24 protein-coding genes are annotated in these 25,009 nt (G+C 42.0%); 8 read left to right on the forward strand and 16 right to left on the reverse strand.

Features of this window, described 5'->3' with window-relative positions; all coding sequences use genetic code 11:
• Nucleotides 1-144 precede the first annotated feature (144 nt).
• From EHR06_RS08845 to EHR06_RS08875, 7 genes are all read left to right on the forward strand, one after another.
• Entirely contained in the window at nt 145-1,239 is a 1,095-nt protein-coding gene (locus EHR06_RS08845; RefSeq protein ID WP_135756662.1) for a putative porin, read from the forward strand.
• Between the two features lie 18 nt (nt 1,240-1,257).
• Nucleotides 1,258-2,367 carry a ferrochelatase gene (gene hemH, locus EHR06_RS08850; RefSeq protein WP_135756663.1) on the forward strand — a complete coding sequence of 370 codons (1,110 nt, stop codon included), beginning with the start codon at nt 1,258-1,260 and terminating at the stop codon, nt 2,365-2,367.
• Between the two features lie 40 nt (nt 2,368-2,407).
• Nucleotides 2,408-2,626: an antitoxin gene (locus tag EHR06_RS08855; protein WP_135756664.1), complete on the forward strand. Its 219-nt coding sequence runs from the start codon at nt 2,408-2,410 to the stop codon at nt 2,624-2,626.
• Nucleotides 2,616-3,053, forward strand: coding sequence for a PIN domain-containing protein (locus EHR06_RS08860; protein WP_135756665.1), 438 nt, complete (start codon nt 2,616-2,618; stop codon nt 3,051-3,053). Before EHR06_RS08855 ends, EHR06_RS08860 begins: the two co-directional genes overlap by 11 nt.
• Nucleotides 3,054-3,215: 162 nt before the next feature.
• Nucleotides 3,216-3,572 (forward strand): YciI family protein, encoded by a 357-nt coding sequence (locus EHR06_RS08865; protein WP_135756666.1) that lies wholly within the window; start codon nt 3,216-3,218, stop codon nt 3,570-3,572.
• Nucleotides 3,573-3,597: 25 nt separating this feature from the next.
• Nucleotides 3,598-4,830, forward strand: a complete 1,233-nt coding sequence (locus tag EHR06_RS08870; protein WP_135756667.1) for an RNA polymerase sigma factor — start codon at nt 3,598-3,600, stop codon at nt 4,828-4,830.
• Nucleotides 4,831-4,834: 4 nt separating this feature from the next.
• On the forward strand, nt 4,835-5,251 hold the full coding sequence (locus tag EHR06_RS08875) for an SRPBCC family protein (RefSeq protein ID WP_135756668.1): 417 nt from the start codon (nt 4,835-4,837) through the stop codon (nt 5,249-5,251).
• On the opposite strand, the gene hemG is transcribed toward EHR06_RS08875, so the two are convergent.
• The 11 genes from hemG to EHR06_RS08935 form a co-directional block, all read right to left on the reverse strand.
• Complete coding sequence (gene hemG / locus EHR06_RS08880; protein WP_135756669.1) at nt 5,252-6,556, reverse strand: protoporphyrinogen oxidase; 1,305 nt, start codon at nt 6,554-6,556, stop codon at nt 5,252-5,254.
• 81 nt (nt 6,557-6,637) lie between these two features.
• Nucleotides 6,638-7,603 (reverse strand): LA_0442/LA_0875 N-terminal domain-containing protein, encoded by a 966-nt coding sequence (locus EHR06_RS08885; RefSeq protein ID WP_135756670.1) that lies wholly within the window; start codon nt 7,601-7,603, stop codon nt 6,638-6,640.
• Nucleotides 7,604-7,729: 126 nt separating this feature from the next.
• Nucleotides 7,730-9,079, reverse strand: coding sequence for an oxygen-independent coproporphyrinogen III oxidase (gene hemN, locus EHR06_RS08890; protein WP_135756671.1), 1,350 nt, complete (start codon nt 9,077-9,079; stop codon nt 7,730-7,732).
• Nucleotides 9,076-10,098 (reverse strand): uroporphyrinogen decarboxylase family protein, encoded by a 1,023-nt coding sequence (locus EHR06_RS08895; protein ID WP_135756672.1) that lies wholly within the window; start codon nt 10,096-10,098, stop codon nt 9,076-9,078. Before EHR06_RS08895 ends, hemN begins: the two co-directional genes overlap by 4 nt.
• Nucleotides 10,091-10,783 (reverse strand): response regulator transcription factor, encoded by a 693-nt coding sequence (locus EHR06_RS08900; RefSeq protein ID WP_135756673.1) that lies wholly within the window; start codon nt 10,781-10,783, stop codon nt 10,091-10,093. The genes EHR06_RS08895 and EHR06_RS08900 overlap by 8 nt, the downstream gene beginning before the upstream one ends.
• Nucleotides 10,780-11,709 carry a sensor histidine kinase gene (locus EHR06_RS08905; protein ID WP_135756674.1) on the reverse strand — a complete coding sequence of 310 codons (930 nt, stop codon included), beginning with the start codon at nt 11,707-11,709 and terminating at the stop codon, nt 10,780-10,782. Before EHR06_RS08905 ends, EHR06_RS08900 begins: the two co-directional genes overlap by 4 nt.
• Nucleotides 11,706-13,001: a glutamate-1-semialdehyde 2,1-aminomutase gene (gene hemL / locus EHR06_RS08910; protein WP_135756675.1), complete on the reverse strand. Its 1,296-nt coding sequence runs from the start codon at nt 12,999-13,001 to the stop codon at nt 11,706-11,708. Before hemL ends, EHR06_RS08905 begins: the two co-directional genes overlap by 4 nt.
• A complete protein-coding gene (gene hemB / locus EHR06_RS08915; RefSeq protein WP_135756676.1) occupies nt 13,001-13,966 on the reverse strand; it encodes a porphobilinogen synthase in 966 nt (321 codons plus the stop codon). The genes hemL and hemB overlap by 1 nt, the downstream gene beginning before the upstream one ends.
• On the reverse strand, nt 13,963-15,528 hold the full coding sequence (locus tag EHR06_RS08920) for a hydroxymethylbilane synthase (RefSeq protein ID WP_135756677.1): 1,566 nt from the start codon (nt 15,526-15,528) through the stop codon (nt 13,963-13,965). Before EHR06_RS08920 ends, hemB begins: the two co-directional genes overlap by 4 nt.
• A complete protein-coding gene (locus EHR06_RS08925; RefSeq protein WP_135756678.1) occupies nt 15,513-16,400 on the reverse strand; it encodes a glutamyl-tRNA reductase in 888 nt (295 codons plus the stop codon). Before EHR06_RS08925 ends, EHR06_RS08920 begins: the two co-directional genes overlap by 16 nt.
• A gap of 302 nt (nt 16,401-16,702) precedes the next feature.
• The gene (locus EHR06_RS08935; protein WP_208757768.1) at nt 16,703-17,530 is read right to left on the reverse strand and encodes a Cof-type HAD-IIB family hydrolase; all 828 of its coding nucleotides are present in this window, start codon (nt 17,528-17,530) and stop codon (nt 16,703-16,705) included.
• Between the two features lie 165 nt (nt 17,531-17,695).
• Here EHR06_RS08935 and EHR06_RS08940 point away from each other — a divergent pair, with 165 nt between their 5' ends.
• On the forward strand, nt 17,696-18,523 hold the full coding sequence (locus tag EHR06_RS08940; protein WP_167492280.1) for a 1,4-dihydroxy-6-naphtoate synthase: 828 nt from the start codon (nt 17,696-17,698) through the stop codon (nt 18,521-18,523).
• Here EHR06_RS08940 and metF read toward each other — a convergent pair.
• The 5 genes from metF to EHR06_RS08970 form a co-directional block, all read right to left on the reverse strand.
• Nucleotides 18,520-19,392, reverse strand: a complete 873-nt coding sequence (metF, locus tag EHR06_RS08945; RefSeq protein WP_135756681.1) for a methylenetetrahydrofolate reductase [NAD(P)H] — start codon at nt 19,390-19,392, stop codon at nt 18,520-18,522. The two genes, EHR06_RS08940 and metF, sit on opposite strands and share 4 nt — an antisense overlap.
• Nucleotides 19,393-19,425: 33 nt before the next feature.
• Nucleotides 19,426-21,933: a discoidin domain-containing protein gene (locus tag EHR06_RS08950; RefSeq protein ID WP_135756682.1), complete on the reverse strand. Its 2,508-nt coding sequence runs from the start codon at nt 21,931-21,933 to the stop codon at nt 19,426-19,428.
• 21 nt (nt 21,934-21,954) lie between these two features.
• Nucleotides 21,955-22,848, reverse strand: a complete 894-nt coding sequence (locus EHR06_RS08955) for a helix-turn-helix domain-containing protein (RefSeq protein ID WP_135756683.1) — start codon at nt 22,846-22,848, stop codon at nt 21,955-21,957.
• Between the two features lie 388 nt (nt 22,849-23,236).
• The gene (locus EHR06_RS08965; protein WP_135756685.1) at nt 23,237-24,082 is read right to left on the reverse strand and encodes a ParB/RepB/Spo0J family partition protein; all 846 of its coding nucleotides are present in this window, start codon (nt 24,080-24,082) and stop codon (nt 23,237-23,239) included.
• On the reverse strand, nt 24,066-24,818 hold the full coding sequence (locus EHR06_RS08970; protein WP_135756686.1) for a ParA family protein: 753 nt from the start codon (nt 24,816-24,818) through the stop codon (nt 24,066-24,068). The genes EHR06_RS08965 and EHR06_RS08970 overlap by 17 nt, the downstream gene beginning before the upstream one ends.
• Between the last annotated feature and the right edge of the window lie 191 nt (nt 24,819-25,009).

Consider the following 25,009-nt stretch of genomic DNA (forward strand, 5'->3'; position numbering starts at 1 on the left):
TTGTCAAGAAAACCTATGTCTCATATTGATTTAAGAGCGAAAAAACCGAATTGAAACGATAGGGGAGGGGAGAATGTTAAGGTCTCTTCTCGGAAAAGGAATTCACAGGGGGATGAAATCATTTCACCCCTATTCTAGGATGAAATGAAAATTCAAATTCGAATTATAACCATACTATTCTGCCTATTTGCCGTGACCAAACTAACTGCACAGGAACCTGAATCTCCCAAAGAGATAAGACCAGAGACAAAACTTCCGGGGACCGCGGCGCCCCAAACAAAAATCCAGGCCCTTCTATCCGAATTAATGACCAGAAGTTCCATCACAGGTCTTGTAGGAGAAAACGGAGGCCAACATATTTTCGAATCAGGCACAAAGTTCCCGAATCTTTCAGGACTTAAAGCAGGATCCAGGATCACATATAACAGAGAATTCGAATACGGCGGGATCGGTTTAAAACATTGGTGGGAAACTTGGGAGATCAACCTGGAGTACAGGACCACTTTTAAGAACCAAAGAACAGGAGAGGGCAGGGACGAGGACTTCTTTTTAGGAAGTGTAAGCCGGGAGAAAGGCACCAAGATAGATTTAGCGAACACAAGTTTTTACGATACACCTTATACATTCACAGGCACCCAGAACTTTGCGGATGGAAGAGGAAAACTGAAAATGAAAGACGATAGGATCGGTTTTCTTGGCAGAAAATATTTCTCCAGCGCAAATCCTGATCCCAGAAAACCGGGCTTAGGCATTTATCTTACCGGCGGCGCTTATTATACATATTATAAATATTATCTATACGATGTGACACAATGGATCGCAACTGCACCCGTGACTTACGGTCCGATCGGGATCGGGCTCAGTTATTCCATCTCTACTTGGGAGGTTCCATTCGGATTCGGGTATAGATATTCCAATGGGACGTGGATGTACGAAGCGAGCATTTCCGGAAATGTTTGGTATTCACATTTTAGGGATTATCATTACCAAAGAAATTTAAACTTCATAGGAGATTCTTCCGGCTTCGGGATAGAAACGAATTTAGGAGCAGGATATATCCTCCCCTCTTGGTTATTTTTCGTAAAATTAACTGAGCACAGATTATACGGAGAAGGAAGTTTCCAGACCCAAGGCGGCTTAAGCAGAGAAGACATCATTTCCAATTATTCCGGAAGATATAGAAATTATCTGAGTACGAAACAATTCTCCTTGGAATTTCAAGTAAGTCATTTTTTATAAGAGCTTAGAGAGAAATTTTTGAAAAATAAACTTCTATTGATCAACTTAGGCGGACCTAGAAACGCCGAAGAAATCCCGAAATTTTTAAAAGATCTATTCGAAGATCCATTAGTATTCGATCTTCCACTCCCTGAATTTTTAAGGATCAGACTCGCTAGAAAGATCGCAGAGACCAGAGCCAAAAAGGTAGAAGAGACTTATGCTTCCATGGGATTCGGAGGAGGCTCCCCTCTTGTCTCTGAAACTGAAAAACAAGCAGAAGGTCTAAAAAAACTTTTAGAAGAGTCCGGAGAAAAATGGGATATTAAGACGGCGATGTGCTGCGGATATCCGGATATCAGAGAGCTTCCTTCCGAATGGACAGATCCAAAAGAAGGAGTGGTACTTCTTCCCTTATTCCCTCATTTTTCAAGATCCACAGTTCTTTCCACAGCAATGCTTATGGAAAAACAATTAGGCTACTGTCCTGCTTCCAGTCCACTTTGGGTAAGACCATTCTCGGACAGAAAAGAATATTTAGAGTCGATTCGAGACCTGATCCTTGATTTTTTCCAAGGCAAACTTTCTGAAAAAGATTTTTTACATATCAAACAAGAACCGATCCATGACTGGCAAAACTTGGATATAGTATTTAGCGCTCATGGGATCCCTCTTCGTCTGATCAATAAAGGCGACGTATATACAAAAGAGATCGAAGAGAACGTGCAAGCACTCACCTCTCTTTTAAGAGAAAAAGGTTACCAAGGACAAATACATCTATCTTATCAGAGCAGGGTAGGGCCAAGCAAATGGACCACTCCAAACACTCTAGACAAGATCCAAGAATTAGGACAAAAAGGAACCAAAAGGATCGCAGTATATCCGATCAGTTTTATCAGCGATCACTTAGAAACATTAGAAGAGATCGGAGTTCAGATTAGAGACCACGCCCTCCAGAATGGGATCTCCGAATATTATAGAATCCCTGCACCGGGAACATATCCTGCATTCTTAGAGGCACTGGCAAAGTTCGTATTCGAGGCAAAATATTCAGCGCAAAAAGGAGCGGCTTTAAGTTGTATCTGCAAAACTTCCGGAGGCTGGAACCCTAAAAAAGAAAAAATAGAATGCAATTGTTTAGAAAATTAATCTTGACATTTGCACAGAAATCGTGCAAATTTAAAGTACTATGAAAAATGTCACATTCAGGATAGACGAAAACCTGATCCAAAAAGCCAGGGCAAAAGCGATCGATCTAAACAAATCGCTGAATGAACTTTTTGTAGAGTGGCTTACCACATTCTCTAACGATAATCGAGAATCCTTGGATTATAAAAAATACATCGGCAAATACTCTCATATCAGGATCAAAGAAAAATATTCCAGAGATCAGATGAATGATCGATAGGATATTCTTAGATACGAATATCCTATTGTATCAATTCGGTGAAGATGAGCAAAAACGGTCCCAGGCGATCGATATCGTAGATCGGGCCGTAAAAACCGATAACTATGTTATCAGTTACCAAGTGATCCAAGAATTTTCGAACGTTGCTTTGAGTGAAAAGAAAAAATACTTTTCCGTTCCAGAATTGAAAAGTTATCTCCAAGACATTCTGATCCCGCTTTGTAAATTCTATCCTTCTGCTGATTTTTATTTGGAAGGTCTGCGGATTAAGAACAAATATAAATACGGCTTTTATGACAGCCTCATTCTGGCGGCAGCGATAAGACTCGGATGTACTCAGATCTATTCGGAAGATCTGCAAACAGGTCAAAAATTAGAAGGATTGCAGATCATAAATCCTTTCAAGGCAATATCCAAAAAGAAATAAGATCGTCTGTCTTTTTCGAATACCGGTCTGTAGGAACTCCAACAAGGTGACCAAAAGAGTTTTATATTTCGGCTCAGAGCCCAAATTTTCCCTAAGTCCCTGTCCAATTTTCCAAAACTCAATTGATATATAGATGAAAACCTAGTTCCATAGGAGGGAAATATGGACGAATACTTAATCTTAATGCGACTGGATCTGATCACAAAGGATGCACAACCTTCTCCGGAACAAATGCAAACATACATGAAAATGTACCAGGACTGGGTGGGAGGGATCGCCGCTCAGAATAAATTCGTAGGCGGAACAGGATTATCAACCGAAGGAAAGGTAATCAAATCCGGACAGATCATGACAGACGGGCCATTTGCAGAAACGAAAGAATCCATAGCAGGATTTATTACCATCAAGGCTAAAAATTTCGAAGAAGCTGCCAATATCGCTAAAGCCTGTCCCATCCTAAACGGCCCGGGGAATAGTGTAGAGGTGAGAAAGGTCGTAGGCGTAGATAATACACATTAACCGAAACACTTATCTCGCACAAATTATGCAAAGCTCGGAGATATTACCTCATTTATTCAGAAATGAATATACTAAAATTGTCTCCGTACTTTGCAAACATATAGGTTTCGAGAGATTAGAAACCGCAGAAGAGATCGCAAGCGAAACTTTCTTAACCGCAGCCGAAACTTGGGGGATCAAAGGAACCCCGCAAAACCCGACAGCTTGGTTATATGCAGTCGCAAAGAACAAAGCCAAAAATTATCTGCAAAAAAACTCGGTATTTCAAAACAAGATCCTTCCAGAGCTCACTAAATCACAGCAGGAACCTACCGGATCTGAGATAGACCTTTCTCCAGAAAATATATACGATAGCCAACTCAGAATGATGTTTGCAGTATGCCATCCTTCTATTTCTTCCGAAGCACAGGTCGGACTTTCTCTTAGGATTTTATGCGGATTCGGGATAGAAGAGATTGCAGATGCCTTCTTAACCAATAAGGAAACCATCAACAAGAGACTCTTTAGGGCCAAAGAAAAATTAAGAGAAGAAAAGATCGCAATCCAACTGCCCGGAGCGGAAGAAATTGAAGATCGACTGGATCCTGTACTTTCTACGATCTATTTATTATTCAACGAAGGTTATTATTCTATCAGTCAGAACAAAACCTTACGTAAAGATCTTTGCCTGGAAGCCATCCGTCTATGCAGCATGCTCGTGGAAAATAAGATCACCGATAAACCCCAAGTATATGCTCTTCTTGCATTGATGTGTTTTCATACTTCCAGATTCGAAGCAAGACAAGACGAGAATGGAGAACAAATACTTTACCAAGATCAAGACACAGATCTTTGGAATCATGATCTGATCGTTAAGGGAGAAATTTTCCTAAACAAAGCCGCCAGCGGGATTAGGCTCACAAAGTATCATTTAGAAGCTGGAATTGCATACTGGCATACCCGAAAGGAAGATACGAAAGAAAAATGGGAAAATATTTTGCAATTATACAATCGTCTACTTCAATTACAATATTCTCCTATTGCAGCTTTGAACAGAACATACGCCCTTTCTAAAGCAAATGGAAAAGAAGAAGCGATCTTGGAAGCGGAAAAATTAAACCTAAAAGATAATCATTTTTATTTTGCTCTTTTGGGAGAATTATATTTAGATATAAATAGATTTAAGTCGGAGGAGAATTTTCGCAAAGCTCTTTCACTTGCAAAAACTTCTCACGACAAGATCAGTATCCAGAAAAAGATCGATCAATTTTCAAAGTAAACAAATGCTCAAGACAAAGAACACAAAACATATCAGCGTCACTATCCCGGTAGCCCAAAAGACAGCGTACGAATATCTTTCCGAACCTAAAAATTTTCCGGAGTGGGCATCCGGTTTATGCAAATCCATTTCTCCATTAGAAAATGGAGAATGGTCTATCGACTCTCCTATGGGAAAACTGACCGCAAAATTTACGGACAAAAATCCGTACGGGATCTTGGACCATTATGTGATATTTAGTCCTGAAAATATTTCTTATAACCCTCTTAGGATCATAGAGAATGAAGAGGGGAGTGAGCTGGTATTTACATTATTCCAAACGGAAGGAATGACTCCTGAAAAATTCGAAGAGGATTCCAACTGGATCAAAAAAGATCTAGAAGAACTTAAAGGAATTTTAATAAAAAAGTTCTCCCGCTGATCAGGCCGAAAGATCAGGATTATATAGGAAGAAGGCCCGTTCTAGAATGGATTTTAAACCGATCCCGTTCCTAAAATTCCCTTCTACTCTTACTTCAGGAGGAAGAACTCTGTCCAAATCCCGATTGAACGCGTGAAGCTGAGGCCCATACACTGGAAGTGCATCTTTCCAAACAGTCACATAATGGTTCAAAGGGATCCCGCTTTCGGAGAATAATTTTTTACGATCTTCTTCCACTATGGAGATGATCTCTTCTTCCGTTTTGGAGGAAATTTCTCGATCTCCCGCACCACCCATGATAAATGTTTCGGAATGTATTCCGTCGGAGGTCCTACCGGAGAATATAAAATCGTTAAATAAGATCCCTCTGGACCTGATCCCTAATTCGGAAGAAAAACTTTTATGATCTTTAGGGAATAATACTCCGAATCCTTTTTTACCATTTAATATGGAATCCTTTCCGAAACGGGTCACACTTACGATCGGTAATGTATCCAACATTCCTTGGTAGGATTTGAATTCTTTATATTCTGATTTTAAAAGTTTTAGTGCTGTCCCTAGATTTGTCGCGATAGTGATCTTGGACTTAGGATAAGCCGCTCTTAATTCTTTTAAGCTGGAAATATCCTGATTATACTTGATCTTTCCTTGAGAAGATACTCTCGCTTCTAAAGCTCCGAGCAAAGTCCCGATCCCGCCTTTAAAACTTACCGTCCCTCTTCTTCCCGGAAGAAGTTTAGGTTTTCCTTTTCTGGAATTTCGAAGATGTAAGATATTTTTCCAAAGCGGGGCTTGTTCCGGTAAAAATTTTCCGAGAACAAGTTCTGCAGACATCGCATCCAGATCCCCCGCATAAATTCCGCCTAACGCAGGTTCCAGGATTTTACTGAGAGTTTTTTCTCCCAGTACTCTTTTGCCCCATTGGTAAATGGATTCTCCGGGAAGAGGCTGGGCAGGTACGGTTAATACCGAGAACGCCAAAGAGATTATTTCGAGAACGGAAAGAGGCATTCTTCTCATCTTTCCGTCTGAAAATATATAACGTTTTTTAGATGAAGGATTGGAGATTAGGATATCCAATCCTAAGCGGGAAGCGAGACTTTCCAATTCCCAACAATTTAAGATCCCGTTTGCCGCTCTTTCTACGATCCCGTATTCAGTGCGGACGGAACGGATGAGACCGCCCGAACTTTCTTTTTTTTCCAGCACTAATACGGACTCACCCTTCTCTAAGGAAAGGAATGCATGCAGAAGGCCGGTAAAGCCTGCGCCGATTACTATATGATCCGGAACCCATTTCGCCACGGATACAAAGTAATGGGATGGAAACTATTGGCAATAAAATCCTAGATTTTCTTTCAAAAGGAAGAAAAGTTTTTATCAAGATCAGAAATCGAATCTGTAACCCATTGTATATTTGGTTTCCATTCCGGAGAAGGTCCCGTTGCCGGAAAATCCACTTCCTGCTCCAACACTGGAAGGCACCGCTGAAATTACCATTCCCTTGCTTTGGCCGTCTGAGAACTGGACCACCGATTTGACGGAATTTGCAAAAAAATACGAATCAACGAGATTTATAAGATATATCACACCTAACACGTATAAGGTGCCTTGGTATTCTCTGAAGTTTTTATCCGCTTCATTTCTTTTTAACTGAACCTGGCTGGATTGATTCGCAAAATATGCATCAATTGGAGATAAAGAAGGGGTAGCTGCCGCCTGGGCTTGTCCGATCGCGGCAAGTGTCAAACTTTCTCTCGTATATGGATTTCCAAGATCTCCATATTCTTTCACGGAAGTTCTATATACCCTGAATTTATCATACGCAACAAATGCGGTCATCGCAAACAGAGTAGGGAAGAGGATGGACTGGAACTTTCTATCCGTATAATATTGACCCCAGCCTGGTACTGCTGCGGATCTCATGAGTGCGTTTAAAGGACGTTTCGCCTCTTGTTTGCGAAGTTCCTCCATGCGGCGGGCTTCTTCTTCGGCCGCTGCTTGTTTTTTTAGATCTTCTTCTTTTTGTTTCTCTTCTTCCAGATGTCTCTCGGCAGCTTCTTTATCTTCTAGTTCCTTTTTGTCCGCTGCGAGTTTGTCTTCTTCCTCTTTGCGGATCTTCTCCTCTTCGTCGTCGTTTATGTCTTGGAAAAGTATTTTAAGGATCAGGTCTTTATCTACTTTACGTTTTCCTGATTCTGTTTGGAGAAGAACGGAATGTTGGTTTTGAGTGATGATATCTCCTTTTACTTTTCCACCTTCTCTCAATAGAATGGTAACAGGAAAGATGCCGACAGGAGCAAAAACGATCAATAGGATCGGTATAATTTTTTTTAAATGCAAAGATAACATTTCAAAAACGAAAAAGTGTTACGCCACTAAAGTCCCTAAAGTATTGGACGAAAAGAAATTAATTTCCAAATGAGTCCTTTCTAAAGGAAGAAACAGCTATTGGACCCGAATATTTCAGAAAGAGAGTCAAATAGACTGAGAAAATACCTTGGTTTCAGGACTTTTTCTTCTCAAACGCATGTCCAAACCTGTGCATGCATTCCTTAAGAAAGGCTTTCCCAGATCCGTTAAAACAAGGGTTTTTCCTTTCCACTCTATTAAATTATCGTCTTCCATACTGGCCAAATAGAGGCGAACCTCATCAAAAATCGGACCCGGAACCTCTACTTTACCCAAAGTAGAAAGTTTTAGAATGAGTTCTCTTTGGAGCAAATCTTCAGAATTCAATTTATGTCCCCTGAGTATCGCTTGTCCGTTTTCCGAAATTCTTCTTTGGTATTTTTTCAGGATCTTTTCGTTCTGATAGAAACAATCCCAACTATCCGAAATTGCAGACACGCCTAAACCTAAGAGTAGGTCGGTGGACTTGGTGGTATAACCCATAAAATTGCGGTGAAGATTTCCGTCTTGATAAGCGGTGTATAATGAATCGGATTCTAAAGCAAAATGGTCCATTCCAATTTCTTTATATCCTGCGCTCAGGAAAAGTTCCCTTCCGATCTCATAAAGTTCTCTTTTCTCTTCTCCCTTAGGAAGATCATCTTCGGTAAATAATCTTTGTGCAGCCTTGATCCAAGGAACGTGAGCATAACTGTAGAATGCGATACGATCCGGTCTAAGTTCCAAAGTTTTACGGATCGTTTCCTTCATACTCTCTTTGGTTTGTTTAGGAAGTCCATAGATCAGATCGAAATTTACGGAATGATATCCTAATTTGCGAGAACCTTGTGTAATTGCTTCAGTCAATTCATAAGGTTGGATACGATTTACTAATCTTTGCACTTCCGGATCGAAGTCCTGGACACCTAAGCTGATCCTTCTGAATCCATATTTTGCTAAAACTTCCAATTGTGAAAGCCTGGTCCTTCTCGGATCCACTTCTAAGGAGAATTCGGGAGAATCCGCTACATTCCAAGAATCTAAAATAGGTTTTAAGAGACTTTCCAGATTAGATTCGGAAAGATAAGTAGGAGATCCACCGCCCAAATGTAATTCTCTCAGCTCACGCTTAGTCAACTCAGGAAGTTCTTCTTGGTATTTCCTGAATTCTTGTAGAACTGTTTCTATATAAGGATCTTCTACAGAATGGTTTTTGGTAATAGAAGTATTACATCCGCAAAATGAGCAGAGAGTTTCGCAGAATGGAATATGAAGGTATAATGCTACGGAAGAATCATCCGGAACCAACCTTCTGCGAAGCGCATCTATCCATTCTTCCCTGGTAGGATTATCTTCCCAATAGGGCACAGTAGGATAACTGGTATACCTAGGCGCCGGAACATCGTATTTTCTAATTAGATCGGATTTGGAACTCATACGAATGCCTCACGTATCGTACTTACGAAAGTTCTAATATTCGCTTCCGGGGTTTTTGGAAGGACTCCATGCCCTAAACCGCAGACCCATCCTGCTCTTTTTTCGGGGACCAGATCCAAAAACGGCCTGATCCAACGATTTAAATATTTCTTAAATTCCCCAGGCTCCATAAATAATAATGCCTGATCGAAATTTCCCTGCACAAAATGAGATCCGTTTCCCAAAAAGCCGACGATGTCCGTTCTATGATCCATTCCGAATCCGGTCAGACCGGAAACTTCTCTAAGGGATTGTAAAGACCCAGGTGCAAGATTTTTAGCATAATAACCGATCTTACCCGGAAATGCTTCCACCAAAACCTTGATCGTAGGTAAAATTGCTTCTTGGAAAAATACAGGAGAAGCGTCTCCCGCGGCCGTATCAAAGATCATTACGATCTCTGCGCCGCCTTCCAATTGTAAGCGTATATTCTCTTTTAATAAAGCCAGCATCTTCTCGTAGAAACCTTCTCTCAGCTCCGCAGAAACTTTAGGAAGTATTAGATTTCCATCATGTTTCCCTTGAGTGGCATAACAGAATAATGTCCAAGGTCCTCCTATAAATCCGATCAAGGATTTATCCTTAGGAATCCTCTTTCTGGTGCGGATCACGGCCTCTTTCTGGAATCCCATAAATTCCACCGCTTGCTCCAAAGGATAAAACTTATTCAGATCTTCTAATGTGGAAAGATGCCATCCTAGTTTCGGGCCTTCATCTCCGAAACGTAGTCCCATTCCGAATGCTTCTAAAGGGAAAAGAATATCGGAAAATAAAATTGCGGTATCAAAATCAAAATCATCCACAGGACCGAAAGCGACTTCCGCAGCAAGTTCGGGAACTTTGCATAATTCTTCGAAAGAATGTTTTTTTCTTAAATTTTGGTAATGCCAATGATATCGGCCCGCCTGGCGCATCATCCAGATCGGAGGAGTTGTTTGGGGCTCTAACTTAAGCGCTGCTTGGAATCTAGTATTAGACATTTTTTAAGTCTCCAATCCATTGGTAACCGACTCCTCTCACGGAACGGATCGCATCTTCGCCTTTGTCTCCGAAGGCTTGGCGTAATCTAACAATGGAATTATCTATAGTTCTATTTGTAGGGAATTTTTCCTCTCCCCAAAGGCGGTCTAGGATCTCGTCACGGCTAACCGTTCTTCCTCTTTCCTCCACTAAAAAGTTCAAGAGAGCGCAGTCTCTTTTGGAAAGATGGATCTCTTCTTTGGATGGAGTATGGATACAATATCCGTAAAAATCCAGAAGATAACCTTCGTATGAATATTTAGCCTGTTTTATGGAATGTTTATGAGATTCTAATACATGTTTGACCCTAATCAACAATTCCTTTAAGTGGAACGGCTTAGGTATAAATTCTTCTGCGCCAAGTTCGAAACCTCTCAAACGTTCGGGCGCTCCCGAATGTGCGGTTAAAAATAAAAATGGAGGACAATCTTTTCTGGATTTTAATTCTTCCGCTAACTCGAATCCGTCTCCGTCAGGCAGACGAACATCTAAAAGAATAAGATCGGGTTTGGAATCCGCAGCCAAAACTTTTGCGGACTGAGCGGAAACGGTCCAAACCATTTCGTATCCTTCTTTCTCCAAACGTTCTTTTAAGGTTTCACCTAAAGAGCGGTCGTCTTCCACTAATAATAATTTCGCTTTCATACGCCGCTTCTCCTTTGAGAAGAATAAGAGGGTAGAATAAGCTCTGCCGAAAATCCTCCCGACTCTGAATTTCGAACGGAGAAGTTCCCGCCCATTCTTCCGGCCAATTTTTCAGCGATATACAACCCGACTCCGGTGCCGCTTGTGCTCGTATGTCTTAAGAATAATCTTCCTAATAATTTAAAATCACCGGAGAATCCCTTACCGTTGTCTTCGAATTTGAATTTGATCTTATCTCCGGAAACAGGTTCGGAAAGGATTTTTACCTGAGTGGCTCCTCCATGCTGCACGGAGTTTTCCAAAAGATTTCTAAAAATACTTTCGAGTGCTCTTCTATCCGCTAACACTTTGGTTTCTTTCCATTCCGTCCGAATGTCCAACTCGGACCATTCTTCTCTTAGACTTTCTTCCCAGTGTCGAAGGTCCAACTCTTCTAAATATAATCCTTCGGATCTCATGAGGCTTGCCAGATACAATGCCTTGTTCATCTGGGATTCGATCCGATCCGAGTCTTTTAATAATCTATGAAGAAGTTTATCTTTTCCCGCATCCACACCTTCTTCCAGCAGACTTTCCGCTTGCAGCCTAAGACTCGCCAAAGGTGTTTTCATTTCATGAGTGACTGTGGAGAAAAAATCGTGGATGAGTTTATTTCTTTTTTCTTCCCTAAATGTAAGCCATATTAATGTGGCGCCGCCGCTTACTAATAAGAATAGGAAGAAGGTCCCTTCCATTTTGATCATGGCACTTTGTCTTTCTAATTTTTCTAAAAAATCTATATCGATCCGAGATCCTAGGCGGGAGGCGAGTTCGGTCGCCATTCTATTCTGTCTTAATCCTAAAAAAAGCCACCAGACCCCGAGAGACACGGTGGTCAAAACCCAGACCACCGATAAAACAATCTTTTTAGAATCGAAGACCTTCATACTTTCAATTTTTTTAATGCGAAATCCGCTTTCTCCAATGTCTCGGAAAGTATTTTATCAGAATGAGCATAACTCAAAAAACCGACCTCATAACCGGAAGGAGCCAGATAGATCCCTTCCGCAAGAAGTGCGTGGAAAACTTTTGCAAAACCTTCCTTATGACCCGAAGGGATCTTATCCACGGTACGAATAGAGGAGGGGGACTTTTTATGGAACCAAAACAAAGAAGAATATACACTGGAATCCCAATCTCCCTCCGGATCCCTCTCCCTTAAAATGGAAACCATTCCGGAAACAAAAGATTTGGTACGGTTTTCCAAAATATTCCATACATTCTCTTTTTCACATTTTTGGATGGTAGAAAGACCTGCCCTCATTCCAAAAGGACTAGCACTTAATGTTCCTGCCTGGTATACAGGCCCCTGAGGAGCAACCAGATCCAAAAGTTCAGCCTTTCCAGCGTAAGCTCCGACTGGAAATCCTCCTCCAATGATCTTTCCGTAAGTTACTAGATCAGGCGCGATTCCCAATTCTCCGCTCATTCCTTTTAGGCCTACCCGAAATCCACTGATCACCTCGTCGAAAAGTACAAGGCTTCCGTGTTTTCTGGCGATCTCTACGATCTTGGATAAGTATTCTTTTCTTTGTATTAATAAACCGTAATTTGCAGGCAGAGGTTCTATGACTAATGCAGCGATACTTTTGCCTTCCTTTGCAAAAAGTTCCTCTACCGCTTTCTCATCGTCCAAAGGTAAAACTAAAGTATTTTTGATCAATTCAGAGCCGATACCTGCGCTATCGGAAGAAGATTCTCCCGCAAGTCCGGAGCCTGCCTTTACAAGCAATGCGTCCAAATGACCATGATAACATCCGTCGAATTTAAGGATCTTATCCCTGCCGGTTGCAGCACGGGCCACACGTAATGCGCTCATTACTGCTTCCGTCCCGCTGTTCACGAATCTGATCTTTTCCACCCAAGGAATTCTGGACACGATCCATTCTGCAAGTTCCAAGGAATAAGGTTCTGCAGCTCCGAAACTCCAAGCAAGTTCCGCAGTTTCGGATACGATCTTTTGGACATCTTCGTCTCTATGTCCCAAGATCAATGGCCCGAAGCTTAAACAATAATCTATATATTCTTTTCCGGAAACATCCGTAAGTTTTGCACCTTTTCCCGATTGGAAGAATACAGGGTCTCCTCCTACGGAACGAAAGGATCTAACGGGAGAATGTACTCCACCCGGTGCTACTTTTTTTGCTCTTTCAAAAAGTTCCTTGGAACTTGGAAACATCAGCCTAAAATCTCCTTTCCTCTTCTTGCAGCATAAGTGATCAGATAAGATGCGCCCGCTCTGGAAAACACCTGCCATGTTTCTTTAAGAGCATCTTCAAATTTGCAAAATCCATTTTCCGCAAGTAACGCAATGGAGGCATATTCTCCGCTTACTTGATAAGCGCCCACAGGCAATCCGGTTTGTTCTTTGATCGGTAAAATGAGATCGATGGAAGTGATGCCAGGCTTAACCATCAGAAGATCTGCGCCTTCTTCCGTGTCTCTGATAGAAGAAAGAATAGAATCTTCCCTATTTCTTACATCGATTTGGTAAGAAGAACGATCTCCATGACCGGGAGCGGACTCTGCTGCTTCTCTGAATGGACCATAAAAATGGCTCTTGAATTTCGTAGAATAACTCATGATCGGAACATGTTGGAAACCGTTGGAGTCCAGGATATTTCTGTGACTTCTGATCCTTCCATCCATCATATCGGAAGGGGAGATACCATCTGCACCCGATTCCGCATAACAAAGAGCTAACTCTGAAAGTCTTTTGACGGAACTTACATTGTCTATTCTACCCTTAGGATCCAAAAGCCCACAATGACCATGAGTGGTCAAAGAGCAAAGACAAGTATCTACCCAGAGAAATGCTTCCGGGAATTTGGATTTAATATTACCAATTACGTTTTTATAAAACGATTTCGGGATAGAATCATCCGACTTTTTTTCCGGAACCAAAAATAAAAGAAAATGTTCCACGCCATTTTTCAGATCAGATTCCACTTGAGACAAAATGGAATCTTGGCTGTCCCGGAATACTCCAGGCAAAGAGGACATTTTTTCCGGAGATTTCAAACTTTCCGCCGCAAAGATGGGCTGGACCAGTTTTTTAGGATTCAAACTCTCCGAAGAGACCAAATTTCTGAGCGGAGCATTGAGTCTATTTCTTCTCAGGCCCAACAAACTCTCGAAACTCATACAGCACCTCTTTTTGTAAGAAAATCCGGAATATGACCCTTGCAGGCTCTTTCCCAAGATTCAAAATTAGGGAACGCGAAAATTTTCGCAGAATCACCTAATGTTTTTCTAATATATTTATACGTGGCTCCGGTCCCGCAAGAATGAATTTTAGATCCTATTTCCGGATTTTTTTTATAAGCCCTGTCAAATTGAGAAGCGCTCATCCAGAAAAAATGAGAATATCCGGAAAGATCAGGCTGTTCGGATTCAAAGTCCACTTTGTAAGTTACGAACCTTCTCCACACACCTTCAATGATATCACTCTCTTCATGAGTGAGCTTTATGAAATCGGGATTAGATTCGTAAAAGCTTACGATATTTTTGGCGTCTTCTTCACCCAAACCGTCAGTGGAGCCGTTCACCCAAACATCTCTGGATGCTAATTTTTCCCAGGTTTTTGCGCCTGCTACGATAAAGACAGTCTCCGCTCCCGGCAATTCCCAATCCTTAGGCAAAGAATCCGCGCGAGAAACAAACCAAAACTTTTCTTTCGGAATAGAAGCCTGCTGCACAGGAGAACGTTTCATTCTGAAACCCTGTCTTGGTTTCGGAAATACAAGATCTAAAGAAGAAGGGATCGGCAATTCTTCTCCCTTCCAACGATCAAACGCATCTAACTCGGAACCGGAATCGGTTTTGCCTCGAACGAACAGAAAATCAGCAGGTCCGCCTAAGATCACGGAAACTCCGATCTTTTGGTGGCAGCCCCCGCCGAAATAAGAAAGGATCTTCCTTTCTTCCAAGACTGCTTCTTCTTCCTTTCGGTTCAAAAGTGGGAGTAATAATTTTTTAGTCCTTTCGTCACCTTTTCTGATCTCAGCAGCAAGCGCACCCTGCGCAGGTGCATTCGGATTTTTTGATAAAGGAAGGACCATAAACAGTTCGTTTGCAATAGAAGTCCTGATCTCTTTTCTAAGTTCTGAATATTCTTCCGTAGTTGAAAAAGAAAAATTTTCGGAAAGAAGGCGATCTATCGCAGCCTTTGCAACCACAAGACCGGAAACCTCAGGATCGGATTTCCATTTGCGGAGCCTGGTCTGCACATTTCCTCTTACAGGATGAAAACTGATCGGTAAATTTTGGAGACGAGAGGGGAGTGCAGTCGGAAGAAATGCGGAAAGATTATACTCTCTTCTTGGACTGGAAGAATGGATCTTAATTTCTTTAGGAGGATTTTCGTAAGAAGATCTTTTAAATAGAAGAACATCTCTCTGATCCGCACGAGGAAGCACCATTAAAATTTCAGTGCCTTCGTGGCCTTCCAGATCCAGGTCCTTAAAGGAGTGAACGACTACATCCACATTTCCTTGAACAAGTTCCTTGGTTAAGTCTTGGGTGAATACACCTCTACTTCCCATCTTCCAAAGTGGAGTGTTTAGATCCTGATCACCGCTTGCTTCCTTGAAAAAAAGTCGGAGGTCCAACTCGGGATACAATTTACGCAATTGATCTTGTACGAGGCAGGTCTGTAATTTTGCGAGGGAACTTTTTCGGGAACCGATTCTTAGAACGTCGGACAAGGTAGGTCATCCCAACCGAATACAAATTGATGAGCTTCCAGTTCTCTTTCTTCCAAAAGCTCGTCTAAAACGGATTTTAATTCTTCCTTCACTTTTCTAGTTCTTTCTTCCGTTTCTTTCAAGGAAGAAAGCATTTCTGCAAAGGAAATATATACGATATCTGAGGGCCAGGATCCTTCCAAAGGCTCTTCTCTAAAATCTAAAACCAGATTTCCCGGAGCCAATTTATCCATCCAAGTAGAAAGGTCCATAGGTGCTGCGATCACCCAAGCCTCTCCTTCAGGAGACCAGTCTTCCATCAGATGAGAAGAAGCACCGGAAACGGAAGATAAAAATTCCAAACGATTTGGATTACGTCCTACGATCTTAGTTTTTCTATTAGAATGAGAAAGCCAAGGAAGGATTTTTTCAGCAAGTTGTCCTGTTCCGAAAAGTACAATCTCTTTAGGAGGATTTGCCGCTTCGGATAAATATTTATCCGCCAAGCCGCCGTAAGATTGTTCTCCTAAATTTTGTAAATAACCGGAGCGGAGAGTCCTGCAGTCTTCGATCAGATTGTCTCTGAGTTTTGCGAGATAATCCCCGAAAGCAAGATCGGGTAATTCTTGGAATCTTTGTCTGAACTGAGAGAGGACTTCCGTCTCTCCAAACAATTTAGATTTTAAACCGGAAATAATTTCGAGTAGAAGTCTATACGCTTCGTAACCGGATTTACTTTCCCAATGAGAAGGAAGATTTTCCGGATGAGGATGTATTCTGGAATCTGAAACAAGAACAGTACGCATACAAGTCTTCCAAGAAAACGCGTCGGGAAGAGCAAACAAATCCCTGTCGGAAGATTCAGAGTGAAAAACTTGTAATGTGGACCACATCTATCTTCGATCATACCTAATTCAGGGCCTTATTTGTCAAAATACTGTCAGAGAGATCCGAAAAATATTCCTCTTGCAAGTGTTGAGAACGATTTTCAAAATGACTTATGGTTTGGGACATAGGCTTCCAAGATAAAATTGTTTATCTCGTAGTAGGCTCTGCAGCGGTTTATTTGGGCTTTCCGCTCGTTTCTTCCATTAAAAGTTTATTTAGCAAAACCCAAACTAAGGAGACAAGTTTCGGTTGTTACGAAGCCGCCTGCTCCTCTTGCGAAGTAAAGATTGATAAAAATCAAAAAGTCTTATCTAAACGAAAGCACGGATAATTCCAAAAGAGTCATCGCGATCCCATCTTCATTATTCGAATATTTGGTAATATAAGAAGCGCCTTCTTTCAAAACAGGCACTGCATTTTTCATCGCGAATCCATATCCGGAAGAAAAAAGCATTTCCCTATCATTCAATTCGTCTCCGAAAGAGATGACTCCAGACTCGTCTAAACCCGAAATTTTTAAATAAGATTGGATGGCAGTCCACTTGGAAACTCCCTTCTCCAATACTTCTAAACAATAAGATACTCCCGGAATTTTTGTGATTACGGTCCTATATTCCGAGGACTCGGGCAAGGATAGAAGTTCCTTTTCCAATTCGATCAATTCTTCCTTCATTAAAGAAAGATAACATATCACAAGCGCACGATCGGAAGAATGTCCCGGAAGATCAGAAACCACCTTGGTTCTTGCAATATCTCCGCCCGAATAATTATGATATCTTTCATCCGTGATCGGAGACTCTAATAAGATATCGATCCCTTCTTCGAAGCGGTCCACATGGAGAAGAGGAGAATGGCCCTTCTTCTTTCCTAAAGATAAAACCGCGAATGCCGCTTTTTCGGAAATATACGTCTCTGAAATTCTACGACCATCGGGAGAACTGCGAAGCACCTGCCCATTATTGGCCACCACGATTACATTTCCTCGGAACTCCTGAGCATACGGAAGAGCGGAAGAGAACCTTCTGCCCGTAGCGATAATCAATCCGACTCCCTGATCCAATGCGGATTGCAGAACATAATGATTCAAACTGGAAATAGAAGCGCGGGAATCCAGAAGTGTTCCATCCAGATCCATTGCAATCGTATGAAAGGGGAGAAGCCCGTCCAATTTTGGGAATTTGTGAGAGTTCGAAATAATATCCAAGTGCGCCACGATTCTTTTCCAATAGACCCGAGGGCAGGAGTTCCTTCCACCTCCTTTTTTCGTTTCCAAAAGAATCAAAACTGATTGCCTGGAAGAATGGAACTCAGTCTGGCATATTCTCCCTGTCCGAACGACACATTCATCTTCTATCATTTAATCTCCGGAAAGACCAAGTCGCCTTTTTCTATCAAAGAAGAACTCTACGATGTGGAACAACTGAACCAATTCGCGGATAAAGGAAAATTCCAAGCCACGAAAATTTCATTCGCAGCCCTGTTCCATGTGGCGGATAAATATTCTCTTTTGGACAGCGGATCCGCGCTTGGTAGGAACTGCGGCCCGATCATCGTAAAAAAAGAAGGCTCCTCGGTAGGAACTCCTAATGGAAAAAAAATTTTGGTCCCGGGACTTTGGACCACTGCAAACTTACTTACACATCTGTATTTAAAAGGGGATTTTACACCCGTTCCCACAAGATACGATCTGATCTTAGATAAGGTGAAAAACGGAGAAGCTGACTTCGGAATAGTCATCCACGAAGAAAGATTCACTTACGAAAAAAGAGGACTCGCTAAAGTAGAAGATCTAGGAGAATGGTGGGAAGGAATAACCGGAGCACATATTCCACTGGGATGTATCGCGATCCGTAGAGATCTTCCTTCCCAAACAAAACATGACCTGGATTCGGCGATTAAAGAAAGTCTTTCTCTGGCTTACCAAAACAGAGAAAGTATGTACGATTATATTTTAAAACATTCTCAAACCACAACCAGAGAAGTGGCGGATGCACATATAGATCTGTATGTGAATGAATTTTCTAAAAGTTTAGGAAAAGAAGGAGAAAGGGCAATCCGCTTATTACAGCAGAAGGCCCTCGAAACAGGATTACTTCCTCCGGAAAAAGAGAAGGAACTATTTCTTTAATTTTTCAGTTCTCTGACTATATCCAAACTCGCAGGAGATTGGTTTAAAGTATAAAGATGGATTCCGGGAGCTCCCATTTTGACCAACTCACGGCACTGATTTACGGAGAAATCGATACTCCTTTTGTAAAATTCTTCCGGGATCTCTTTTACTTCTTCCAGATCGGAAACTAGTTTTTCAGGAAATTCACAGGCAGCCATTGCCTTAAATCTTTCAATCTGAGCAAAAGAAGTGATCGGCATGATCCCTGGAATCACAGGCACAGAGATCCCTTTTTGGCGGATCAGATTTAAGAAAGATTCGAAATTAGAATTTTTAAAAAATAATTGAGACACCAGGTAAGAAGCACCCGAGTCTACTTTACGTTTTAGATTATCCACATCGGATTCCAAACTTGCAGCTTCCGGATGTTTTTCAGGATAACAGGCGGCGCCCATACAAAAATCAAAACCTTCTTGTTTGATAAAAGAGATCAGTTCGTTTGCGTATCCGAATCCACCTTCTACCTTTTTGAAAGCATCTTCTCCTTTAGGAGGATCTCCCCTGAGCGCCATCAGGTTTTCGATACCTGATTCTCTGATCTGTTTTAGAATGACTCGGATCTCGTCCTTATTTCCGCCCACGCAGGTAAAATGAGCAGCAGCCGGAAGAGAAAATTTTTTAGCCAATTCGGAAGTAATACGGATCGTTTTATCTCTGGTGGAACCTCCCGCTCCGTAGGTCACAGTGATATAACCCGGATCCACTTTGGATAATTCTTCCACAGCTTCGAATAATTTCACTTCTCCTTCCGGAGTTTTAGGTGGGAAAAACTCGAAAGAGTACACAGGCTCTTTAGCCGTTTTATAAATTTCTAATATCTTTTTCATTCTAACCTTTCCCCTCAAAAAAAGGGGAATTTTTCAACTGCAGCAGAGAAGGACTTGGATAGGCCCTCTGCCGTTTCTTTGTAAGCCCAGAGATTTTGCCACAAGCGCTCCAGGTTTTAAATTTTCAGGAGCAACTCTGACCGCATGGCCTCCGGTAAGACCAGAACATAATAAGTCGCCAGGTTGTACAGGATAAGATTGGGCCTCTACATTCGCAAGTACCACGCCCGCGATTGCAACCAGCCACTGTCCTTCCGCCTGGGGTTTATCTCCCAAAACTAATGCCGCGGATTTTACTGCGACACCTACTATATTGGTAGCGTTTGGTTGCCTGGATTTATGAAGTTTACCATCTTCTCCCATTGCAAGAAGATCTCCTTCCGCAATCACATCGGAAGACTGCACAGGGAAAAATTTAGCGATACAATCCGTACCTTTTCCTGTTTGAAGATATACCGTTCCTAAGAAATCAGAATCACCTTCAGCCAAGATCGCTTTGCCCGAACCTGTTTCGTTCAGACTCGGGATCCCTTTTCCACTCGCATACAAAGCATGGCCGGATCTAGAATGGAACCATCCACCGAATCCTCTTTTGGCAAGACCCAAAATACCGGCGGATTCTTTTTCTCCGGAAGCGCTATCACCGCGAACTCCGAATTTTTCACCGAAGCCTAGGATCCCGGAGAATCTACCGGAACCTACGATACCTGCTCCTTTTTCGCTCTCATTTCTTGCATAAGCGAGTCCTGCATTTTCAGGAGGAGGGGAGATATTCGCATAAGGAGCTTCTACAGAACCTTTTAATCTCAAATATCCGGTATGAGAACTGAAATCATGCTCTTTAGGAGCGTAATCATGGGTGTGAGAAAGAGGCTGTCTCGCATCCGACAATCTAGGATCATCGGAAGAAACCACATGACCAGGGATGGATTTTCCTTTAGGAGCAACCGTTACGATCCCTGGATATTCGGTGCTCGCGTTACGCAATCTTTCGTCGTCGCCTTGAACAACCGCGCCTTCTTTTGTTTCCCCGGAACGAGCCAGTTTCACGATCCCGTAAGATTGAGGAGTGGAAATTTTTAATCTTTTATCATTTCCCTGTACTGCAGCATCCGCAGACTCTTCTCCATTGGAAGCGAATCTTAAAATACCAGGACTTTCCGTAGTAGCATGTCTTAGCCTAGGATCATCGGAAGTGACCACTTTTCCTGGACTTGCGTCACCAGGTGGAGCCAACTGCACCAAACCGAATTTTTGGTTGGTCGCATGTTTTAAACGATCGTCATTTCCCTGAACGACAGTACCTTCTTTGGTCTCACCATTCTCCGCAAGTTCCACGATACCAAAACTTTGGGTAGAAGAAGGTTTTAAACGATCATCATTCCCTTGCACGACTCTATCTGCCCGATTTTCGCCGTTCGCAGCTAAGCGCACCAGGCCATAAGAAGCCTCGGTAGAATGTTTTAATCTTCTGTCATTCCCTTGTACAACAACACCTTCTTTGTCTTCTCCATCGGAAGCAAGTTCTACGATACCTTTATACTCCGTAGAGCCGTCTCTCAACCTTCTGTCATTTGCCTGAACTGCGGCACCTTCGGAAGTTTCTCCGTCAATTGCGAGTCGGACCAAACCTGATCTTAAAACAGTAGCATAGGGGAGAGGTTCCGCAGTAGGCTTATGAGTCAGCTCGCTTAAGTAGGGAGCCGCATATAATTCCACTTCGACTATACTTGTAGAATATTTTTCTTTGTTCTGGATCTTACGAGGGCGGGAAACGAATTTCAAAAAACGAATATTCGTAGGTAAAAATCTCCACTGGTACCAAGTTCCCAATTCGGATAAGAATTGGTTCTCTTCCAAAAGCTGATTCCAGGTCAGATCGTCTTCGCTGTAATATACGGTAAAAGTTTCCGGAAAATGTAAATGACCATCTTTCGGCGAAAGAACTCTCAGTTCATTCACCCTGCTGATCGAACCAAGATCCATTAAGAAAAATTCTTCCTTAGGTTGATTGGATTCCGCAGAAGACCAACCGTAATCAGGCCTTTCATCGATCAGATTTTCTTTTACCCAGAATCTATCTTTTTCGGAACTCACTTCTAATTTAGTGACTCCCGAGATCCCGACTTCTAAAGCTCCGATAGAAACTTTAAATTTGGCTCCTTCTTTTTCGGAAACCTTACTGACCAATTTTAGAAAGTTGGCTCGGACCAAGGAGAAGTTCCATTGTCCCACTTTCTTATTCAATCTTCTGAAACCGGTTTCTTGCAGGATCGGCTCCCAAACTTTTCCATCCAAAGAAATTTCGAATTTAAAAGAGTCAGGGAAGAATGTGCCGGATTGTTCCGATTGATGTAACTTGATCTGATTAAAACTAGAGCCTGGATTTAAAACTAATGTTAAGACCCCGACACCCGGATGGTCCAACTGCTCGGAATAAGAGCGAAGCCCTCCTTCCTTAAATTCGAACGTACCTTTGGTCTTGATTTCGTTTACTTTAACTTGTCGAGGATGGCTGATCCGGATGGATTCTTCATTCATAAGAGCTTTGCGTAGTCCTTTTTATACATGTATCCGGTTTTCTTCGGCTTTTGCAGAAAATATAACCAGTATCGAGGGGTGGATTTTGTCTGTGAAGTACTTTGTAATGATCATCCTAAGTGTCTCAGGAAGCGGATCCTTCACCAAAAGAGTCTTACCGTCCGGTTCTACCTGAAGTTTCTCCAATACTTCCACGCTGCTTCTAGAAAGATTCCCCTTACACCATTCTAGAAATCCGTTCCAAGAAGCTTCTTTTCCTGAAGAATGTCCCGGGCCTTGAGACTGGACGGGGGAGGTATGCTCAAAATTCGGCCGTCTGGTTCCGGACAGATTTTTGCAAATACCTCGAATATAATGTAAATTATCTCCTAGTCCTTGTGCCTTCGCAATTTCCGTTGCTTCGGACAGGATACCATCTCCGTAACGTTCTCTTAAAGAATCTAAACTCAAATCTTTCTTTTCCAAACTAGGTTTTTGGTTTTGGGTATTATGGATGGTTATATTTATATTGTTTGGGTTTCCAGTTTGACCCCCCTCGGGGCTACCCGCCAACACCCCTGGGGCCGATCCCAGTCCACCTCCGGGGTTTCCAAAAATAACCCCCTGGGGTGGAATTCTGGAACCGGGGTAATTGAAGCAAAAATAATAAGTGGAGTTCTTATGCCCGGTCCCAGGAACAAATTGAAGAAGGCCTGCTCTTACTAGGTCTTTTTTTCCTTCGTTGATTGATTTTTTAGTTTTTAAGCCGGTGAGCCGGATCAAGCTTTCGTTACTAGGCCAGACTGGCTTAAAAGTCTGGTCACTAAATTTAAGCAGGACGAGATAAAGAGTCTTTGCGGCTGGGGATAAAGTGGCCCAAACCCCGGAATCGATGATGTCCGAGAGGAATTTTATATATGGAAAATGCTCGCCCATACCTTGGATCCTCTTTTGCCCCCGGGGGCAAAAAAATTAATTTTAAGCAAAAAGGTTCGAAGGTAGTTGACATTTATCCGACATAAGGTTACTTATGTCTCATCCAACAACATTCCTTCGGGAAGGTCCGGCCCCTGGGCAAACCAGGGGAGTTTTTTTATCTCAGACCGACGGCAATGTTTCTTCCTTCTCTCTTCCGGGTTGGGAGAAAGTACTACATTTCCGTTTAGAATATTATGTCACATATTGGGGCTTTTTTCTGCTCCGTCAACTCATTCCCGATTTTTTCAGCCCAAGTCCAATAAAATCTTTTGCTAAGTACATGTTTGTACTATTTTATTTCGTTTAACAATAAATGTTATCCGATTTTGTTTTTGGGTTTAGGAGTTTATTTCCCGAATTTTTTAGAAATTTCTTTCTTAACGAATTTATGGAGTTCTGAAAGAAAATTTTCATCTTCGGTAGAAATGATGACGCTTGTACCTTTTTTTACGATCTTATAAGGGTAGGGAGAAGCTACAGATTTTTCGGATCCAATTTTAGTTCCGATCTGCCCTGGGGAAAATAATCCTCCTTCTTCCGCTCTGTTGAAAGTTTTTGCGTCTTTTACTGTTTTTAATTCGCCTGAATTGAATTTTTCTAGAAAATCTTTTAGGGTACCTTTTTTGGCAGCGGAGGCCGCTTGTACTAAAAGGTTTTTGGATTCTATTCCTGCGTCTTTACAAACCTTCAGGTCTTCTTTGGAAAGAGAGGAAATTCCTAAAAGTTCAGTCATATAACTTCTACTTTTTCCGAATAGGTTTCCTAGTTCCAGGTCAGTATAAGAGAAAGAAGTTTTGAGATGGGTCATTGCCTCTATCTCTTCATAAGGAGATAAATTTTCTCTTTGAAGGTTTTCTATAATTGCTAGGCGGAAAGTTTCCTTTGCGTCCTTGTCTAAAATTTTACATTCTACTTCCGGCCATTTGAGAAGGCTAGCCGCATGGAATCTTCTCTCTCCGGCGATGATGGTGTAAAATTCCTCATCCGCTTTTTTGGTGACTAGGATAGGCTGGAGAAGTCCGTCCTTGTCCAAACTCTGGGCAAGTTCTTCTACACCTTTTTTTCTCTCTTGTCTTGGCTGGCTTTCGGAAGGACGGATCTTGTCCAGGCGGATCTTGCGGATCGTGCCTTCTAATTTTTCCGCCTGGAAAACATCTGCGAGAGAGCCTAGTCTTTTACTTTTTGAGCTCATTCAAAAATTCCTCAATAAAGCCTTCGTATTCCTGAGCCTGGCGGCTGGATTTATTGTACTCATAGACTGATTTTCTTGCCAGGTGAGATTCTCCCACTGCCACACCGTCCGAGATACTATTATCAAAAATTCTGAAATATTTCGTAAGGACCGGAATGATCGTTTTAGTAAGAAGTGTTTGAGGTTTGAGTTGGGTGACCAGTGCTCCCATAATTTCCAGGCTAGGGTTGATCCTTTTTTTAATGCTAGTAATTGTTTGTTGGAGTCCCAAAATTCCATCCACGGAAAACTTTTCCGCCTGGAGAGGAATGATCACATAGTTGGAAGCAACAAGTGCGTTGATGGTAAAAATAGAAAGGCTAGGCGGGCAATCGATCACGCAAAAATCCATTTCCTTTTCGAGGTCAGCAAGAGCGTCTCTCAAAATATAAGGCGCGTCTACGATGGCTGCAATTGTTTCCGCTTCCGCAAGGGTCAGGCGAGAAGGAGCGATGTTCAAATTTTCCACTTCTGTCTTCACCATAACTTCTCTAATCTTCGCTTTGGATTGGAAAATATTATGCATGGATTTTTCTAACCCTTCCGGATTTAGGAAAATCCCTGTAGAATTTGCCTGAGGATCTATGTCGATCAGCAGAGTTTTTTTACCTCTTCTGGCGAGACCCCAGGCTAAATTCAGGGAGGTAGTGGTTTTACCTTCTCCTCCCTTTTGGTTTGCGATAGATACTACAATCATTCTGTTCCCTTGTATCTCAATTGTCGGATGTCCGACATCCCGTCCTTATATCTACCTTCAGAAATCGAGAGAATAAAGAGAGGAATTTAAACAAAAATAAAAATTAAAAAGTCAACTTCGGGACCGAAGCCAACACTATATTTCCATGTAAGAAGAAGGGGAGGAGCATTCAAACTAATTCTTAAAATTTC

Source organism: Leptospira dzoumogneensis, assembly GCF_004770895.1.
In the GTDB taxonomy this organism is placed as follows: Bacteria; Spirochaetota; Leptospiria; order Leptospirales; family Leptospiraceae; genus Leptospira_B; species Leptospira_B dzoumogneensis.

Excerpts from the sequence above, each read along its gene's own strand:
- EHR06_RS08955 (WP_135756683.1), bottom strand. The coding sequence starts at position 22,848 with ATGGGCGAGCATTTTCCATATATAAAATTCCTCTCGGACATCATCGAT.
- EHR06_RS08935 (WP_208757768.1), bottom strand. The coding sequence starts at position 17,530 with ATGGATCTGGATGGAACACTTCTGGATTCCCGCGCTTCTATTTCCAGT.
- EHR06_RS08900 (WP_135756673.1), bottom strand. The coding sequence starts at position 10,783 with ATGAAAGCGAAATTATTATTAGTGGAAGACGACCGCTCTTTAGGTGAA.
- EHR06_RS08865 (WP_135756666.1), top strand. The coding sequence starts at position 3,216 with ATGGACGAATACTTAATCTTAATGCGACTGGATCTGATCACAAAGGAT.
- EHR06_RS08895 (WP_135756672.1), bottom strand. The coding sequence starts at position 10,098 with ATGTCTAATACTAGATTCCAAGCAGCGCTTAAGTTAGAGCCCCAAACA.
- EHR06_RS08940 (WP_167492280.1), top strand. The coding sequence starts at position 17,696 with ATGGAACTCAGTCTGGCATATTCTCCCTGTCCGAACGACACATTCATC.
- metF (WP_135756681.1), bottom strand. The coding sequence starts at position 19,392 with ATGAAAAAGATATTAGAAATTTATAAAACGGCTAAAGAGCCTGTGTAC.
- hemN (WP_135756671.1), bottom strand. The coding sequence starts at position 9,079 with ATGAGTTCCAAATCCGATCTAATTAGAAAATACGATGTTCCGGCGCCT.
- EHR06_RS08905 (WP_135756674.1), bottom strand. The coding sequence starts at position 11,709 with ATGAAGGTCTTCGATTCTAAAAAGATTGTTTTATCGGTGGTCTGGGTT.
- EHR06_RS08965 (WP_135756685.1), bottom strand. The coding sequence starts at position 24,082 with ATGAGCTCAAAAAGTAAAAGACTAGGCTCTCTCGCAGATGTTTTCCAG.
- hemL (WP_135756675.1), bottom strand. The coding sequence starts at position 13,001 with ATGTTTCCAAGTTCCAAGGAACTTTTTGAAAGAGCAAAAAAAGTAGCA.
- EHR06_RS08885 (WP_135756670.1), bottom strand. The coding sequence starts at position 7,603 with ATGTTATCTTTGCATTTAAAAAAAATTATACCGATCCTATTGATCGTT.
- EHR06_RS08925 (WP_135756678.1), bottom strand. The coding sequence starts at position 16,400 with ATGTGGTCCACATTACAAGTTTTTCACTCTGAATCTTCCGACAGGGAT.
- EHR06_RS08860 (WP_135756665.1), top strand. The coding sequence starts at position 2,616 with ATGATCGATAGGATATTCTTAGATACGAATATCCTATTGTATCAATTC.
- EHR06_RS08845 (WP_135756662.1), top strand. The coding sequence starts at position 145 with ATGAAAATTCAAATTCGAATTATAACCATACTATTCTGCCTATTTGCC.
- EHR06_RS08950 (WP_135756682.1), bottom strand. The coding sequence starts at position 21,933 with ATGAATGAAGAATCCATCCGGATCAGCCATCCTCGACAAGTTAAAGTA.
- EHR06_RS08870 (WP_135756667.1), top strand. The coding sequence starts at position 3,598 with ATGCAAAGCTCGGAGATATTACCTCATTTATTCAGAAATGAATATACT.
- EHR06_RS08855 (WP_135756664.1), top strand. The coding sequence starts at position 2,408 with ATGAAAAATGTCACATTCAGGATAGACGAAAACCTGATCCAAAAAGCC.
- EHR06_RS08875 (WP_135756668.1), top strand. The coding sequence starts at position 4,835 with ATGCTCAAGACAAAGAACACAAAACATATCAGCGTCACTATCCCGGTA.
- hemB (WP_135756676.1), bottom strand. The coding sequence starts at position 13,966 with ATGAGTTTCGAGAGTTTGTTGGGCCTGAGAAGAAATAGACTCAATGCT.
- EHR06_RS08970 (WP_135756686.1), bottom strand. The coding sequence starts at position 24,818 with ATGATTGTAGTATCTATCGCAAACCAAAAGGGAGGAGAAGGTAAAACC.